Origin of the sequence: Streptococcus sp. HMSC063B03 (assembly GCF_001836965.1) — a bacterium.
Lineage (GTDB): Bacteria > Bacillota > Bacilli > Lactobacillales > Streptococcaceae > Streptococcus > Streptococcus pneumoniae_F.
Map to the genome: position 1 here is coordinate 1 of NZ_KV831054.1, position 17,587 is coordinate 17,587.

Here is a 17,587-nt window from a genome sequence, read left to right on the forward strand (position 1 = left end):
GTTCACCTTGGTCTCCTTTTTCACCTTTAGCACCATCTTTAATAGCAATTCTTTGAACAAGTTCGTCTACACCTTCAGTGTAAACACCGTTACCATCATTATCAAGATAGAAAGTGAGGTTATTGGTATCACCGATTTTATTTTGATCAACACGTGGTTTTACAGTTTCAATGAATTCTTTAGCAACACCGATTTGAACAATACGTGGTTTAGCTTCTTTAGTAACTCTATTACTAATTGGCAAGCCTAGGATTGTTTCATTACCTAATCGATGAACTTTATAGGTAATTTGACGTTGTCCTTTTTCTCCTTCTCTAACTAATCTAGTCTCACCTTCTGGCAATTTACTAGTTGGAAGATAGATAGTTTGGAATTCAAGTTCTTCTGTAACAGTCTTGTTACTAGTACCACCATTTGGATTTGCATCCAAGAGGAGTGGATTTGCTCTGTAATAATAGTTGGAGTTACTGTATGGGTCATTGCTAGTAGCGGCACCGCCACCACCTTGGTCCACGTTAAAAGTAACTGGTTTCAAACGAACAGACAAGTCACCATTTGGATTAATGATAGGCAAACTAAATCTGATTGTTTGTTCCATATTTGTTGAAGTAGCAGAGGTCATACTGTATCCTGAGTGAGATACGAAGTTGGCACCCTGGCTAATAGGTTTTGATTGCTCTCTTAATCTTGGAGTTGTGATGGTTGCATTTGAAGGATTTCCAAATCCATCCCCTTTGTCCAAGATAAAGTTATTATTAACAAATTCACCTGGACCAGAATATCTAATTGTGAAATTCAATCTATTACCTTGACGTACTGTTGTTACATCGTAATGAATTGAATTACCACCACGTGAGTTTCCGTAGCCACGGAAACTATAACTACGACCACCTTGACTAATATCTGTAAATGCAACTGTATTTCCAGAACCTGAAACAATTGGGTTAGCTGGATTGCTAGCTGCTCTAAAGCCACTGTGCCCTTTATCCAAGTCTTCTTTACGGATAGCTGGATTTTGGCGAGCGTCAGAAAGGCTAAGAGCTGGTTTCAAAAGTTCATTTGTAGATGCAGGTCTTGACGTAGCTTCTACTTTAACAGGTGTGCTAGTTGGCAAAACAGTACTATCAACAGCTGAACGATCAGTTGTTGCAACTGGTTTAGCTTCTTCTTTGGCTTCTGCAGCGTCAGCTTTCTTCACTACAGGAGTTTCTGATACAGTTCCTTTATCAGAGTTAGAACGAAGTTCTAGACCAATAATAGCCGATTGAATAGATGACTCTGCTGCTGATAATTCAACTTCAGTTGCATCTGCTTTCCCAAGCAAGCTTTGACCAGCTTGGATACTTGCTTGCAAGTTTGCAGCACTTGCTTCTGTATATAACTTACTCTCAAGTTTTTTAGCACGCGAAAGAGCCGTTAACAATTTTGACTTGTCAACAGCATCTTGATGCGTTACTTCTTCTTTTTTATCTTTTGCTTCTTCAACTTTTTCTGCTGGTCTAGTAGCTTCTTCAGTTTTAGCTGGAGTCGTTTCTACTGGGTTCGCAACAGTTGGAGCTGCATAAGTTGTTTCTTTTTTAGGTGTAGAAACTTCTGCTGGTTTAGTAGCTTCATCTACCTTATCAACAGAAACACTGTTAGTTGCTTCTGGATGTTGTTCCTCCGCTTGTACTGATTGCGCATTGGCAGCAGTTCCCAAGACTAAGGCTGTCCCGAGCAAGACACTAGCTGCACCAAAGTGATACTTACGAATAGAGTATCGTTGTTGCATGCTATACCAGTCAAATGATTTCTTATGTGAATGTTTCATTTTAAACTCCTAGATAATATTTTATAGTTCCTACTCTACAACTATTTGATATATAAATCAATATTTTCTATACAATTAATATATTCTCTTTTTGTACCTAAAAGTCACTTATATTATTCTAATTTTTCTGACTAATTCAGACACTTTTTCTACTCCGACATTTTTGTACACTTTAGACAATAATATGATATAATGAAAATAGGAGGAAATTACCAATATGCGCAACCTTTTATCCACAAAAGCTCAAAGACAATTACGTTTAATGGAAACCTTAATTCAGAATCGTAATTGGATGAAATTGCATGAACTAGCCGAAAAATTAGGATGTACAGAACGAATCTTAAAAAGTGATTTAAATGAATTACGTGTTGCCTTTCCATCTATTGACATCCAATCTTCTGTTAACGGAATCATGATAGATTTAGAAGTTAACACTAGTGTAGAAGATATTTATCAATATTTTCTTGCTAATTCTCAATCTTTTCAATTAGTAGAGTATCTGTTTTTTAATGATGGGCTACCTATTTATCGAACAATAGAAAATCTTCACTCTAGTAATGCCAACCTCTATCGACTGGGCAGAAATATTACAAAAACTCTATCAACTCAATTCCAAATTGAACTATCTTTTACTCCATCCGAGATACGTGGGAATGAGATTGATATACGCTATTTTTTTGCTCAATACTTTTCTGAGCGCTATTATTTCTTAGACTGGCCTTTTCCTGATCTTCCTGAGGAAGATTTAACAGAGTTTGTTGACTTCTTCTATAAAATTACGAATTATCCAATGCGATTTTCAATTTATAGAATGTACAAACTGATGATAGCTATCAGTATTTACCGCATCAAAAATGGTCATTTTATCGACTTACCAAATCATTTCTATGATGAATACTATCCTATTTTGGCGAGTATTCCAAACTTTGAGGAGATACTTGTCCATTTCTCTGAAAAACTGGGACTTGAAATCACTCCAGATATCATTGCACAAATTTTTATTTCCTTTATTCAAAGTAACATTTTCTTAGATCCTCAAGAATTCTTCAACTCTTTAGAAGAGAACAGTGAAGCAAGACACTCTTACCAATTACTGAGTCAAATACTAGAACGCCTATCAAAACAATATAAGATTACTTTTACCAACCACGATGAGCTGATTTGGCATTTACACAACACCGCTTTCTTTGAAAGACAGGAAATCTTTTCTACCCCAATCTTATTTGAACAAAAAGCATTGACGATTAAAAAGTTTGAAGTTTACTTCCCAGACTTTATGGGGAGTGCGCGTCAAAAACTGGCTCAATACCGTCAGGCAATTGGACAGCATGACCATCCTGAACAGTTGGAACACTTGATGTACACCATCTTAACCCATGCTGAAAACCTCTCTACTCAGTTGTTAGAAAATCGACCACCTATCAAGGTTTTAATTATCAGTAACTTTGACCATGCTATATCCCTTACCTTTGTTGATATGCTTTCCTACTACTGTAATAACCGCTTTACCTTCGATACTTGGGATGAATTGAAAACAAGTCCTGAGATTTTAAATCAGACAGATTACGATATCATCGTGTCTAATTTCTATATTCCAGGAATTACCAAGAAGTTTATTTGTCGAAATCATCTGTCAATCATGGATTTGGTTAATCATCTTAACTGTTTATCAAATGAAATTCATATATCCAATACTTTATAAGTTATCAAAAAAGTCAGCATAATACTGCTGACTTTTTCTTTTATCTATTTTCTATACTTCCTTTACAAAAACCAATTCCTGTGGCTGGGACAAATCTTCTCGGTAGGTAAATCCTGCAAAGCTTAAGCGACGAGCTTCCTCCACCGTTTGTACTTGATTTTCTATCAGCGCTGTCAGGAAGGCACCACGCGCTTTCTTAGAAATGGTTGAATGAATCTTCAGCTGACCACCCTTGTCCTCCATGAATTTGAAGGTCACCATTTTTTCTCTGATTTCCTTAGAAAATACAGTCTCAAACTCGGATGACAAGAGGGAGAAAATCACTTTTTCCTGCTTCACAGCCTCATCATAGACTTGCTTCCAATGGCTCTTCAAAGTCTTACCAGCGACCTTTAATTTCATCAAAAAGTCCAAACGGTGAGGGGCTATGGGTGACAAGGCCGGAACGACACCGTACAAAGCCGAAGTAATAAAAACATGATTTTCAAGATAGGCCTGTTCTGCATCGTTCAATTTGTCTCGCTTAATGTGGCGGTACATTAGCCCATCAAAAAGTTTCAGAGCTGGATAGTATTGAGCAGTTTGCCTTTTCAAAGCTTGGATATGTTGAAATTCTTCCGCCGCCTTTTCAGCTGATACCTTGTAAAAACTCTCCAATTGACTAGCAGAATAGAGAGCCAAGGCATCAAGCACGGCCTGACTTTCTGGCTTTAAAGGAGTGGCTTCAATACTTGGTAAATCTGTGTTCATTTCTTTTGCTGTTGGGATTAAAATTTTCATATTAATAGTGTAGCATATTTTTTTGCCACTACCAAGAAATTCATCTAAAAAACCTCGGTTTGACCGAGGTTTCTCTATTTATTTTGGCCATCCTAACCAGACAGCCACGAGAACAAGGGCAATGCCAGCTAAACTTGTTAAGATAGATAAGAATTTAACATTTTTCTCCTTGAACTGAGAAAAACCTATTTTTACTGAACTTTAAATGTCTTAAGATAGTTATCTTTTCCGACTTGACCTTCGAAGGTTTTACCATTTTCAAGGTAAGGGAGGTCATCAGATACTGAGGCCTTGACCTTGTATATCTTACCATCAACTTTAAAGAAGTAGACGGTGTCGCCCTTGATAACAGCTGATTTGAGGTCTGCCACCACACCCTTGATACTTTCTGTCGTTTCATTATCAATTTCAAGGTCGTTTTTATTGGCGTACTTGCTGAGCAGTTCTTCTACTGTAGTAGCTACGATAACATTTTGGTACTCGACTGCATCTACCAGAGCATACTCTTTAACCAAGCCAGCATTGTCCTTCAAGCCCATGATGTAGAGAGGCTTGTCATTGAGGTTGATGAGGATTGGGAAGGTTGCCTTGTAGGATTTCTCCTGAACAGCACCTTCGGCTGATTCACGGGCTGATTCTTCGGTTGCTGAAGCCAAGCTGTACTTGGTGATTTCTCCTGTTCGCATGTTTTCAAGGATGAAACCAAGGTTACTCTCATCTGCATTGGCCGATGTCACACCTGTGTAGAGGTAAATATCATTACCGATAGACAAATAATTATATCCCTTGGTAGTCTGGGTCACGTTTTTCTTGGAAATCATGGCATTCCAGAAACCATCCTTGTACTTGCCGTTGTAGTTGATTTGCTCGATGGTTTCCTCAGCTGGATAAACACGATCTACCCACTCTGGGACATCAGCTAGACTATATTCCTTACTTTCTCCATTTGTGGCATCCAAGATGATGACTGAAATAGGACGAGGAACCGCCAGTCCAAATTGCTTTTGGTAAACCGTTGCTACATAGAAAGGATTGCCCTCATCGTCCACCTCAAAAGATGGAGTCTTGAAGATTTTAGTTGGGTACTTCAAGCGCAGGTGGCGTTTGACATCACGGTTAAAATACTCCGAGTCCGAATACTTAATTGGTGTCTTCAATTCCACCAAGTCCGCATTCCCGGTTACCATATCCACCTTGATATATTCGCCGATTCCCTTGGCCTGATTGTTAAACCATTTGATAGGATCTGCGTATTCTAGTGGTGTAACCCGATAAGGCTTCCCATCAACTGTCAATTGGGTATAGGTGTCTGCCGCTACGTACTGCGACACCTTATCTGTTAGGGAACCCAAGTAGCGGTCACCAATTTTTTCAGCGGTACTTCTATCTAAGATAGGAACCTTACTGGTGTCAGTCTTAGGAAATTCAGTAAAGTCTTTTTCCGTCACCGTGACTACATTGGCATAATTTTTAGCCTGAAAAATGCTGGAGGTCACCAAGGAAACTAAACCAGCCAAGATAAGAATTCCTCCAATAGAAGCAAAAAGAACTTTCCCTAACCGATTGATTTTGAAACCCTCAAAATTTAAAGCAGCTTCCGCCTTGCCGTGGCGCACATGAACTGTTTTGACCAGATTGATTCCCTTGCCAAAGCCAAATAAAATAGCCACAAGCAGCAAATGCCCACAGAGGAAAAAAAGAAATTCCCAGCTGGTCAGGTTAAGAGGCGGTAAAAAGATATACCAGGTCGTTACGATAAAAATAAGTTCAAAGACTATTCGTTTCATTTACTTTCCTCCTAAATGATTCGTCCTTCCAAGTGATCCAGTTCATGCTGGCAAATCTGAGCTGGGAAGCCTGTCAAAGTAATGGTCTGTTCCTTCCACTTGCTGTCACGATAGGACACCGTAATCATTTCATAACGGGTCGTCGGTCTCTCACCTGTCAAGGACAAACAGCCTTCTTCTGTCTCATAAGGTCCTTCAAAGGACAGGAGCACTGGGTTAAACATGACCACAGGAACCAGGCCAAGATTAAAGATAATCACGCGCTTCTGCACCCCAATCATATTGGCAGCCAGACCAACACAGGTCTCGCGATTTTCTAAGAGTGTATCCTGCAAATCTTTGGCAAGATAAAGATCTTCTTGACTTGCCGGTTGAGACACCTGAGATAAAAATAAGATATCCTTTACAATTTTCTTCTCCACTTCCTCACACTCCTCTTTCTTTTTACTATATTATAGCAATTATAGCACAAAAGCCGATAACTGCAAGCCCTTTCCCTCAACTGTAACAAAAAGCCATCCGAAGATGACTTTTTTTAAATCGCATTCTTGTCAAAACCGAGTTTACGTTGGATAAATTTAACGATTTCGACAATGATAATCATTGAGAAGCTTCCAGCCATAACAATTCCCCATTGAGACAAGTCTAGTTTGGTTACGTGGAAGATACCTTCAAGCGGTTCTACGACGATTGTTGCCATGAGAAGGATGAAGGATACCAAGATAGACCAGTTGAAGGTCTTAGACTTGAATGGGCCAACTGTCAAGATGGATTGGTAAACAGATTTCACATTGTAGGCATGGAAGAGCTGAATCAAACCAAGTGTTGCAAAAGCCATAGTAAGGGCATCTGCACGAATGGCATGATTATCACCCACGTGAACTGGGTAAAGAAGAGCAAGGCCATAAACACTCATAACAATAGCTGCTTGGAGTACACCTTGATAGATGATAGAACTCAAAACACCACCTGAGAAGAAGCTTGCCTTGCGTCCACGTGGTTTATGGTTCATAACACCAGGCTCAGCAGGTTCAACACCTAGTGCAATTGCTGGGAAAGTATCGGTTACCAAGTTGATCCACAAAAGATGAACTGGCTGCAAGACGTCCCAACCAAACAAGGTTGATAGGAAGATAGTTAATACTTCAGCAGTATTGGCAGAAAGTAGATACTGAATAGTCTTTTGAATGTTTGAGAAGACCTTACGTCCTTCTTCCACTGCAACGATGATAGTCGCAAAGTTATCATCTGCAAGAATCATGTCAGAAGCCCCCTTAGAAACCTCTGTACCAGTGATTCCCATACCGATACCGATGTCTGCTGTTTTCAGAGCTGGCGCATCATTGACACCGTCACCTGTCATGGCAACGACTTTACCTTGTTTTTGCCAAGCCTTGACGATACGAACCTTGTGTTCTGGAGACACACGGGCATAAACAGAGTATTGACCAACTACTTTTTCAAAGTCTTCATCAGATAGTTCGTTGAGTTCAGCACCGGTTAAAACGTGTCCTTCTGTATCATTTGCATCAATGATTCCCAAACGTTTGGCAATAGCTTCTGCAGTATCTTGGTGATCACCCGTAATCATGATTGGACGGATGCCAGCTTCCTTGGCTACACGAACAGCCTCAGCAGCTTCAGGGCGTTCAGGGTCAATCATCCCAATCAAACCAGTAAAGATTAAATCATTTTCAAGCTCTTCAGAAGTCAGGTTTTCTGGAATGCTATCGATAATCTTATAAGCACCTGCAAGGACACGCAAGGCTTGGTGGGCCATTTCAGAGTTGTTTGTATGGATGAGGTTTGTAACCTTCTCATCAATCGGAGCAATATCCCCAGCCTTATCACGAAGAACACAACGTTTTAAAAGTTGGTCTGGCGCACCTTTAACCGCCACAAGGAATTTACCATCTGGCAATGGGTGAACCGTTGACATGAGCTTACGGTCAGAGTCAAATGGCAACTCAGTCACGCGTGGATATTTCTCTAAGAAACCTTTGACATCGTAACCCTTATCCAAGGCATACTGGATGAAGGCTGTTTCTGTTGGGTCACCAATCAGGTTGCCTTCCACATCAATTTTCGTATCATTGGCCAAGACAACTGAACGAAGAAGAGGCATTTCAAGACCTAGTTCAATGTCATCAGCTGAGTCATGTAGGACTGCATCGTAGAAGACTTTTTCGACTGTCATCTTGTTCATAGTCAGCGTACCAGTCTTATCAGAAGCGATGATTTCAGTTGAACCAAGTGTTTCTACTGCTGGCAACTTACGAACGATAGAGCTACGTTTGGCCAAAACTTGAGTACCTAGGGCAAGAACGATAGTTACGATAGCTGGGAGCCCTTCTGGGATAGCTGCAACAGCAAGGGCAACAGAGGTCATCAACTCACCAAGTGGATTTTTCCCTTGAATGAAGACACCCACTACAAAAGTAACAAGGGCAATGACCAAGATAGCATAGGTCAAGACCTTAGAAAGGTTGTTCAAGTTTTGTTTAAGTGGTGTATCCGTCTCATCCGCATCTTGAAGCATGCCAGCGATATGACCAACTTCCGTGTACATCCCTGTATTGACAACAACACCAAGACCACGACCATAGGTTACGTTAGAGTTTTGGAAGGCCATATTCACACGATCACCAATACCAGCATCTGCAGTAAGCTCGACTGTCAAGTCTTTTTCGACTGGCACAGACTCACCTGTAAGAGCTGCTTCTTCAATTTTAAGAGAGTTAGCTTCTAATAAACGAAGATCCGCTGGTACTACATCACCTGCTTCAAGGGCAACGATATCTCCAGGTACCAATTCTTTAGAGTCAATCTCCGCCATATGCCCATCACGAAGAACGCGGGCAGCTGGACTAGACATGGATTTGAGGGCTTCGATAGCTTCTTCTGCTTTCCCTTCTTGGTAAACACCAAAGGCAGCGTTGATGATAACCACAGCTAGGATGATAATGGCATCTGCGATATCTTCCCCACCAGAAGTCACGACTGACAAGATTGCTGCCGCAACTAGGATGATAATCATCAAATCCTTAAATTGCTCAATAAATTTGACCAGGATTGATCGTTTCTCGCCTTCTTCGAGTTCATTGTGGCCAAATTCGGCAAGGCGCTTTTCCGCCTCACTTGATGACAAACCTTGCTCGGTCGCATCCACAGCCTTCAAGACCTCTTCAGGACTCTGAGTGTAAAACGCTTGGCGTTTTTGTTCTTTTGACATGTGTCTCCTCCTTGACATTGTGTGCAAAACAGACTCTCTTTTCCCTCATCGCATCTTTTCACGACAAACAAAAATCATAACAAGTCTCGCTGTTTAAGATAGGGCCGGAAAGCATACTCTTCAGTATAAAATTCGGAATGACGACACTATCACAGGTTTCTGCCAGCTACTCCCTTGAGTAGTACTATTATACCAAATTTTGAAAAGTTTTCAAAGAGTAAAAACTGCCTTATTTGAATTTTCCCTTGAAAACCAGTATAATGGTAGAATGCTATGTGACTAGAAAGGAAGTTGAATGAAGCAATCTATTTCAAATCTCAAGTTGGCGGAACGTGGTGCCATTATCAGTATTTCGACCTATTTGATCTTGTCTGCAGCAAAATTAGCAACTGGCCATCTCCTCCATTCATCCAGTTTGGTGGCAGATGGTTTCAACAACGTGTCGGACATCATTGGAAATGTTGCCCTCTTGATTGGGATACGGATGGCGCGCCAGCCTGCCGACCGTGACCACCGTTTTGGCCACTGGAAGATTGAAGATTTGGCTAGCTTGATCACTTCTATCATCATGTTCTATGTCGGCTTTGATGTACTAAGGGATACCATTCAAAAGATTCTCAGCCGAGAAGAAACGGTCATTGATCCTCTTGGTGCAACTCTAGGAATCATTTCTGCAGCGATTATGTTTGTGGTTTATCTCTACAACACTCGCCTCAGTAAGAAATCCAACTCCAAGGCATTAAAGGCTGCCGCCCAAGACAATCTTTCAGATGCTGTTACTTCACTTGGAACTACCATCGCCATCCTAGCCAGCAGTTTCAATTATCCGATTGTGGATAAACTGGTTGCCATTATCATCACTTTCTTTATCTTGAAAACGGCCTATGATATCTTCATCGAGTCCTCCTTTAGCCTTTCAGATGGCTTTGACGACCGTTTGCTTGAGGATTATCAAAAGGCCATTATGGAAATTCCCAAAATCAGTAAGGTCAAATCGCAAAGAGGCCGTACCTATGGTAGCAACATCTACCTCGATATTACGCTAGAAATGAATCCTGACTTGTCTGTTTTTGAGAGTCACGAGATTGCAGATCAGGTCGAGTCTATGCTGGAGGAACGTTTTGGAGTCTTTGATACCGATGTCCATATCGAGCCAGCACCTATCCCTGAGGATGAAATTTTAGACAATGTCTATAAAAAATTGCTCATGCGCGAGCAATTGATTGACCAAGGAAATCAACTGGAAGAACTCTTGGCTGATGATTTTGTCTATATTCGCCAGGATGGAGAGCAGATGGATAAAGAGGCTTATAAGGCCGAGAAAGAGTTGAATGCTGCTATCAAGGACATCCAGATCAATTCCATCAGTCAGAAGACCAAACTCATCTCCTATGAGTTAGATGGTATCGTCCATACCAGTATCTGGCGTCGCCACGAAACCTGGCAAAATATCTTTCACCAAGAAACAAAAAAAGAATAGAGAAATCCTGTCATGAGACGGGATTTTTCTATTCTTCTAACTATCAAATTCACTGAGATACTCATAGCGCTCGTATTTTTCAAGGAGTGCTTCGTTTTTCTCTTCCAATTCTTTTTGGAGAGTAGCCAGCTTACCAAAGTCAGAGCCGTTGGCCTGCATTTTCTCTTCAATCGCAGCGATACAATTTTCCAAGGCTTCAATATCACATTCAATACTTGCCCACTCCTGCTTTTCTTGGTAGGTCATACGTTTCTTGTCTTCTCTGACCTTGACGACCTTCTCCTTTTCAGCCTTTTGCACTTGATTGACCATCTCTGTTTCAAAGGCTTTTTCATCAAGATAGTCGGTGTAATGACCAAAGAAAGGACGAATCTTGCCATCCTCAAAAGCCAGAATCTTAGTCGCTACCTTATCCAAGAAATAGCGGTCGTGACTAACAGTCAAAACTGGACCAGCAAAACCTTGCAAGAAATTCTCCAAAACTGTCAAGGTTGCAATATCCAAATCATTGGTTGGCTCATCTAAAAGAAGAACATTTGGTTTTTCCAAGAGCAATTTGAGGAGATAAAGTCGTTTTTTCTCTCCACCAGACAATTTCTCAATTAAGGTTCCATGAGTCGAACGTGGGAAGAGGAACTGCTCTAGCAGCTCAGCAATGGAAGTGGCAGAACCGCCACTGGTCTTGACCTCCTCTGCCACTTCCTGCAGGTAATTGATCACTCGCTTGCTTTCATCCAAGCCCTCAATTTGCTGAGAGAAATAGGCGATGCGAACAGTTTCCCCAATCACAACTTGTCCTGCTGTCGGCTCAAGAATGCCTGCAATCAAGTTAAGGAGAGTTGATTTTCCAACACCGTTGTCCCCAACGATTCCGATACGGTCTTTAGCCTGCACCAAGAGATTAAAATCTTGCAAAATAGGCTTGTTTTCATAGGCAAAGGAAACATCCTGAAACTCGATGACTTTCTTCCCAATCCGACTGGTTTCAAAGTTCATGGTCAAGTCTGTCTCAGCAACGCCGCCTGAAATTTCCTTCTTCAGATCATGGAAACGATTGATACGAGCCTGCTGCTTGGTCGCACGCGCCTGCGGTTGTCTGCGCATCCAGGCCAATTCTTGTTTGTAGAGTTGCTCTTTTTTGTGAAGAAGAGCCGCGTCGCGCTCATCCTGTTCTGACTTTAGGCGAACATAGTCCTGATAATTGCCCTGATATTCGGTCAAGCCTGCGCGATCCAATTCGAAAATCCGAGTTGACAAAGCGTCTAGGAAATAGCGATCGTGGGTGATAAAAAGGACGGTCTTCTTAGAATTTTTCAAAAAGAGGGTCAGCCACTCAATAGTCGCAATATCCAAATGGTTGGTCGGCTCATCCAGAAGCAAGAGGTCGTGGTTACCAAGTAAAACTTGCGCCAACTGGACCCGTCTTCTTAGACCACCTGACAATTCCCCAACTGGAGTAGATAAATTCTGAATACCCAGCTTGCTGAGAACGGTCTTGACCTGACTCTCAATTTCCCATGCTTGGAGAGAGTCCATTTCAGCCATAACCCGTTCCAGCCGTGCCTGCTTGTCCTCACTATAGTTGAGCATGAGGAGTTCATACTCACGAATGAGCTGGATTTCCTTTAGTTCACTAGATAGAACCGTATCCAAGACCGTCTTGCTATCATCAAAATCAGGGTCTTGAGTCAAGTAACCAATCTGGTAATCATTCTTAGCTGAAAAAGGACTAACATCCCCATCAAATCCAGAAACACCAGAAAGAACATCTAAAAGGGTGGTCTTCCCTGTTCCATTGACACCAATCAGACCAATTCTGTCTAGGTCATGGATGATAAAGGAAATATCCTTAAAAACGGTCTTATCACCGACGGATTTACTTAGTTTTTCAACAATAAAATCACTCATTTTTTCTCCCTCAGATAAGCATGGATGGCTTGACAGTCATTTTCCAATTCTCCATCGACAATGGCATATTCAATCTCTGTTAAAATCTCTCCCAAATCTGGGCCCGGCTGATAACCATATTCCTTGATCAAAATACCACCATTAATCTGAATTTCTTTCTTATCATGAATGGTCAGACTCTGGTAAGTTTCTGTGATGACTTGCGGGTTAACTTCTTTTCCTTGAGCCTGACGAAGATTTTCAGCCTGTAAAAGTAAATCTAAATCAAAGCGATAACAATCGCGCTTGCTCAATTCTCCCTTTTCACGCAAGGCCAAAATAGTCAGTAAATCCTGTACCTGCTTGGCAAATTGACGTGAGGTCTTCCAAGCCTTCAAAAATGGCTGTGCATTTTCAATCTCCAAAGCCCACAGTAGAGCTGTCCAGGCTTGTTCAGAGGATTTAAAGGTGAAATCAGTCTCCAAATCAAACAGTCTATTGAGCTTGTCCTGGCTAGCTGCCATATCAGGGAGATAGTCATAAGCTTGACTCTCAATCATGGAAGCCAAACCCCTTCTCCAAAATGGAGCCAGCAAGAGTTTATCAAACTCAACGAAGGTACGCTCCACAGAAATTTTCTCCAAAAGTGGCGTCAAGGTCTTCATTGCTTTAAACGTTTCTGTCTCAAGTTCAAAACCAAGACTGGCTTGAAAACGGAAACCACGCATAATCCGCAAAGCATCTTCGTTGAAACGCTCACTTGCCACTCCAACTGCTCGTAAGACTTGCTTTTCCAAATCTTCTAAACCATGAAACAAGTCAATGATTTCTCCTGTATCGTCCAAGGCAAAGGCGTTGACTGTGAAATCACGGCGTTTGAGGTCTTCTTCTAGCGAGCGCACAAAAGAGACCGCACTGGGTCTGCGATAGTCCACATAGACATCCTCTGTCCGAAAAGTAGTCACCTCATACTCCTCGTCCCCATCTAAGACCAAGACAGTTCCATGCTCGATTCCGATATCGGCTGTTCGCGGAAAAATCTGCTTGGTTTCTTCTGGATAAGAAGACGTCGCAATATCCACATCATGGATAGGACGATTGAGGAGGGCATCTCGAACAGAACCTCCAACAAAATAGGCCTCAAAACCTGCTTCTTTAATTTTTTCTAATACTGGTAAAGCCTTCTGAAATTCAGAAGGCATTTGCGTTAATCTCATAATAAGTGTTCTAATCCATAGACAAGCTCATGACGCTTGACAACTTCTTTAATTCCCAAATTCACCCCTGTCATGAAGGAGCTGCGATCATAGGAGTCATGACGGAGTGTCAATCCTTCTCCCTGATTGCCAAAGATGACTTCCTGATGGGCTACCAAGCCTGGCAAACGAACTGAGTGGATGCGCATGCCATCAAAGTCAGCACCACGAGCACCTGCAATCAATTCTTCCTCATCTGCTGCACCCTGCTGGATAGACTCTCGAACTTCTGCCATTAACTCAGCTGTTTTAATAGCAGTTCCACTCGGTGCATCCTTTTTCTTGTCATGATGAAGCTCGATAATCTCCACATTTGGGAAATATTTGGCAGCCTGCGTCGCAAATTGCATGAGTAAAACAGCACCTAAGGCAAAATTAGGAGCGATCAAGCCACCCAAATTTTGTTCACGAGAAAATGCTTTTAGTTCTGCAATTTCTTCACTAGTAAAGCCTGTCGTTCCAACCACTGGAGCAAAACCATTTTCAAGAGCAAAACGTGTATTTTCGTAGGCAACAGTTGGAGTAGTAAAATCTACCCAGACATCCGCTTCAAAGCCTGCTAAATCAGCCTTATCCTTGAAAACAGGAATTCCCTGCCATTCTGACTCAGACTCAAAGGGATACAAAACTGCTACCAAGTCCAAGTCTGAATCAGCCAAGACCATCTGACAAGCAGCTTGGCCCATCTTTCCCTTAAAACCAGCAATAATTACTCGAATACTCATCTCTACTCCTGACTAAGATACAAAGGACGATAGCTGCCCTTGAAAAATAGGGAATGACGCTGACTTTCCATGAAAGGCAAGACAGGCATCTTTTTTCAAGAGGCAGGTAGTCCGTGTTCAATTTCTAAGATACAAAGCCTGTAAGAGCACAACGTGAAAATAGGAGTTCTGATCAATGAGTAGATACTCCTTGGAAGAACTATCTTTTTCACACAAGGTTTCAGGCGTGTTCATTTGTTAACTTCTTAACTAAGCTAAAAGTCCCAACTAAATCACTGGAATATAGCCTAGAGCAATGCTTCCTGCTCCTAGGTGTGTTCCAATGACACTACCAAATGTAGCAAGTGAAACATCCGTACCTACTCCAGATTCAAGTAAGTGCTGACGCAATTCCTCAGCCTTTTCAGGAGCATTTCCGTGAATGACAATGATACGGTATTGGCCTGAAGCTGTGGCTTCCTTGATAATCTCAATTAAACGCTTGGTTGCTTTCTTTTCAGTACGAACTTTTTCGTACACTTCAATCACACCTTGGTCGTTGAAATAAAGAATTGGCTTAATGCTTAGCAGATTGCCCAAAATAGCAGCTCCATTTGAAAGGCGTCCACCTTTCACCAAGTGGTCCAAGTCATCCACCATGATGAAAGCAGATGTGTGACTAATCTGAATAGCTAGCTTATCCTGAATAATGGCAAAATCATCGCCCTGGTCTCGCCAGTTAAAGACACTTTCAACCATGATACCCAGAGGAGCACTTGTAATCAAAGTGTCTGGGAAGGCAATGGTTAAGCCCTCATATTCTTCTATCATATACTGGATATTTTGGTAAAAACCTGAAATTCCAGAAGATAGGAAAAGCCCCAAGACATGGGTATAGCCTTGTTCTTTGAGCGAAGTCAAGATTTCATCTAACTTGGCAATGCTTGGTTGACTGGTCTTAGGCAATTCAGAAGCCTGAGCCATTTTTTGGTAAAATTCCTCAGCAGTCAGATTGATGCCTTCGACATACTCCTCACCATCAATATTGACAGGAATATCCAAGACATACAAATCTTCTCTTTGCAAGGTCTTTGCACTGAGATAGGCAGAAGAATCTGTGATAACAGCTAGTTTCATATTAGAACTCCAAATTGATTCCTGGTAAGTCTAATGCAATTTCAGTTACTTCGTAAGTCAAACGGTTAAGCATGTTCAAACATGGACGAGCCAAAGTTTCCACTTCTTCTTGATTAAACTCACTTGGTTCATTTACAATACGACCTTCTACATGGTTAACTTGGGAAATCGTTCCACTGATAACAAATTTGTCAAAGACAATCATAAAACTTAAGACAACCACTAAAGATGTCACTTGATTTTCTTGGTCATGTTGGAGTAATTGGAAGTTCACATCCACCTTAGTTTCAGGAGCTCCATTTTCATTTTCCCATTCAAAATTACGCGCATCAAAATGATACTGACTAACAAATTCTTGTTCACGTTTAAGATTCATGTCTTTCTCCCTTGGCTACAATATTATAAGCTATTGTACCATAATTTTTTATTTTCATCTAGTTTTCTAGGATTTAGTCAATCCCGATTTCAGCTCGAACTACATCTGCGATAGTATCAACATAGTAGTCCACTTCTTCTGTTGTAGGCGCTTCTGCCATGACACGCAAAAGGGGCTCTGTTCCACTTGGGCGAACAAGAATACGCCCATTCCCTGCCATTTCTTCTTCCATCTTCTCGATGATAGCCTTGATAGCTGGAACTTCCATAGCCTTTTCCTTCATGGCATTTTCCACTCGGATATTGACTAATTTTTGTGGATAGATAGTTACTTCTGCAGCCAACTCTGACAAGCTCTTACCAGTTTCCTTCATGATTTTTGTCAATTGGACAGCTGATAATTGACCATCACCCGTTGTATTGTAGTCCATCAAGATGACGTGACCAGACTGTTCACCACCGAGGTTGTAGCCTGATTTTCTCATTTCTTCCACAACATAGCGGTCGCCAACTGCAGTGACTGCCTTGTTAATGCCTTCACGGTCCAAGGCCTTGTGGAAACCAAGGTTGGACATAACAGTTGTCACGATTGTATTTTGGGCCAATTGTCCTTTTTCAGAAAGGTATTTCCCGATGATGTACATAATCTTGTCACCATCAACGATGTCGCCATTTTCATCAACAGCAATCAAACGGTCACTGTCTCCGTCAAAGGCCAAACCAATAGCTGAGCCGCTTTCTTTGACCACATCTTGAAGAGCTTCTGGGTGAGTTGAACCAACATTAAGGTTGATGTTAAGACCATCTGGTGTTTCCCCGATAACAGTTAATTGAGCGCCAAGGTCTGCAAAGATTTGACGAGCACTTGTAGAAGCCGCACCGTTTGCTGTGTCCAAGGCAACCTTCATTCCCTCAAGAGGAGTTCCAGTTGAAACAAGATAGCCTTCATACTTACGCAAGCCTTCTGGATAATCTACCAAGGTTCCCAAGCCTTCTGCACTTGGACGAGGAAGAGTATCTTCCGCAGCGTCTAGCAAGGCTTCAATTTCTGCTTCTTTTTCATCGTCCAGTTTGAAGCCATCACCGCCAAAGAACTTAATTCCGTTATCAAGGGCTGGATTGTGGCTAGCAGAAATCATGACACCAGCACTTGCTCCTTCAGTTTTTACCAAGTAAGCTACTGCTGGTGTTGCCAAAACACCTAGTTTGTATACGTGAATACCAACTGAAAGAAGACCAGCTACCAAGGCAGATTCTAGCATTTCCCCAGAAATACGTGTATCGCGTCCTACAAAAACTTTCGGTGCTTCCGTTTCATGTTGGCTAAGAACATAGCCTCCAAAACGTCCTAGTTTAAAGGCCAATTCTGGCGTTAATTCTACGTTAGCTTCTCCACGGACTCCATCAGTCCCAAAATATTTACCCATTTTTATAAAA

General features: G+C 41.5%; 14 protein-coding genes. 2 read left to right on the forward strand and 12 right to left on the reverse strand.

What is annotated here, in order from left to right; genetic code table 11:
- Nucleotides 1-1,810 (reverse strand): pneumococcal collagen-like adhesin PclA (locus HMPREF2628_RS07760; RefSeq protein WP_142350512.1); only part of this gene is annotated, 1,810 nt, incomplete at its 3' end.
- 217 nt (nt 1,811-2,027) lie between these two features.
- Between HMPREF2628_RS07760 and HMPREF2628_RS07765 the strand changes: the two genes are divergently transcribed.
- Complete coding sequence (locus HMPREF2628_RS07765; RefSeq protein WP_070842818.1) at nt 2,028-3,512, forward strand: virulence transcriptional activator PclR; 1,485 nt, start codon at nt 2,028-2,030, stop codon at nt 3,510-3,512.
- Between the two features lie 51 nt (nt 3,513-3,563).
- Here HMPREF2628_RS07765 and yaaA read toward each other — a convergent pair whose 3' ends face one another.
- The 5 genes from yaaA to HMPREF2628_RS07785 all read right to left on the reverse strand — a co-directional run bounded on the left by yaaA (nt 3,564) and on the right by HMPREF2628_RS07785 (nt 9,311).
- Entirely contained in the window at nt 3,564-4,292 is a 729-nt protein-coding gene (yaaA, locus tag HMPREF2628_RS07770) for a peroxide stress protein YaaA (RefSeq protein ID WP_070842819.1), read from the reverse strand.
- A 78-nt stretch (nt 4,293-4,370) separates the two neighbouring features.
- The gene (locus HMPREF2628_RS10560; RefSeq protein ID WP_083320548.1) at nt 4,371-4,481 is read right to left on the reverse strand and encodes a DUF3953 domain-containing protein; all 111 of its coding nucleotides are present in this window, start codon (nt 4,479-4,481) and stop codon (nt 4,371-4,373) included.
- A 2-nt stretch (nt 4,482-4,483) separates the two neighbouring features.
- Nucleotides 4,484-6,079, reverse strand: coding sequence for a hypothetical protein (locus HMPREF2628_RS07775; RefSeq protein ID WP_070842820.1), 1,596 nt, complete (start codon nt 6,077-6,079; stop codon nt 4,484-4,486).
- Nucleotides 6,080-6,090: 11 nt separating this feature from the next.
- Nucleotides 6,091-6,501, reverse strand: a complete 411-nt coding sequence (locus HMPREF2628_RS07780; protein WP_070479899.1) for a peptide deformylase — start codon at nt 6,499-6,501, stop codon at nt 6,091-6,093.
- A 113-nt stretch (nt 6,502-6,614) separates the two neighbouring features.
- Entirely contained in the window at nt 6,615-9,311 is a 2,697-nt protein-coding gene (locus HMPREF2628_RS07785; RefSeq protein ID WP_070842821.1) for a cation-translocating P-type ATPase, read from the reverse strand.
- Between the two features lie 295 nt (nt 9,312-9,606).
- Between HMPREF2628_RS07785 and mntE the strand changes: the two genes are divergently transcribed.
- Nucleotides 9,607-10,791 carry a CDF family manganese efflux transporter MntE gene (gene mntE, locus HMPREF2628_RS07790; RefSeq protein WP_070842822.1) on the forward strand — a complete coding sequence of 395 codons (1,185 nt, stop codon included), beginning with the start codon at nt 9,607-9,609 and terminating at the stop codon, nt 10,789-10,791.
- A gap of 36 nt (nt 10,792-10,827) precedes the next feature.
- Here the strand turns inward: mntE and HMPREF2628_RS07795 are convergent, their stop codons facing one another.
- From HMPREF2628_RS07795 to glmM, 6 genes are all read right to left on the reverse strand, one after another.
- Nucleotides 10,828-12,699, reverse strand: coding sequence for an ABC-F family ATP-binding cassette domain-containing protein (locus tag HMPREF2628_RS07795; RefSeq protein WP_070842823.1), 1,872 nt, complete (start codon nt 12,697-12,699; stop codon nt 10,828-10,830).
- Nucleotides 12,696-13,895 carry a CCA tRNA nucleotidyltransferase gene (locus tag HMPREF2628_RS07800; protein ID WP_083320547.1) on the reverse strand — a complete coding sequence of 400 codons (1,200 nt, stop codon included), beginning with the start codon at nt 13,893-13,895 and terminating at the stop codon, nt 12,696-12,698. Before HMPREF2628_RS07800 ends, HMPREF2628_RS07795 begins: the two co-directional genes overlap by 4 nt.
- The gene (gene dapB, locus HMPREF2628_RS07805; protein ID WP_070842825.1) at nt 13,892-14,659 is read right to left on the reverse strand and encodes a 4-hydroxy-tetrahydrodipicolinate reductase; all 768 of its coding nucleotides are present in this window, start codon (nt 14,657-14,659) and stop codon (nt 13,892-13,894) included. Before dapB ends, HMPREF2628_RS07800 begins: the two co-directional genes overlap by 4 nt.
- 267 nt (nt 14,660-14,926) lie before the next feature.
- Nucleotides 14,927-15,775: a DegV family protein gene (locus HMPREF2628_RS07810; RefSeq protein WP_070842826.1), complete on the reverse strand. Its 849-nt coding sequence runs from the start codon at nt 15,773-15,775 to the stop codon at nt 14,927-14,929.
- Between the two features lies 1 nt (nt 15,776).
- Nucleotides 15,777-16,151, reverse strand: a complete 375-nt coding sequence (locus tag HMPREF2628_RS07815; RefSeq protein ID WP_049487011.1) for a DUF1149 family protein — start codon at nt 16,149-16,151, stop codon at nt 15,777-15,779.
- Nucleotides 16,152-16,224: 73 nt separating this feature from the next.
- Nucleotides 16,225-17,577: a phosphoglucosamine mutase gene (glmM, locus tag HMPREF2628_RS07820; protein WP_049487012.1), complete on the reverse strand. Its 1,353-nt coding sequence runs from the start codon at nt 17,575-17,577 to the stop codon at nt 16,225-16,227.
- Nucleotides 17,578-17,587: the final 10 nt, after the last annotated feature.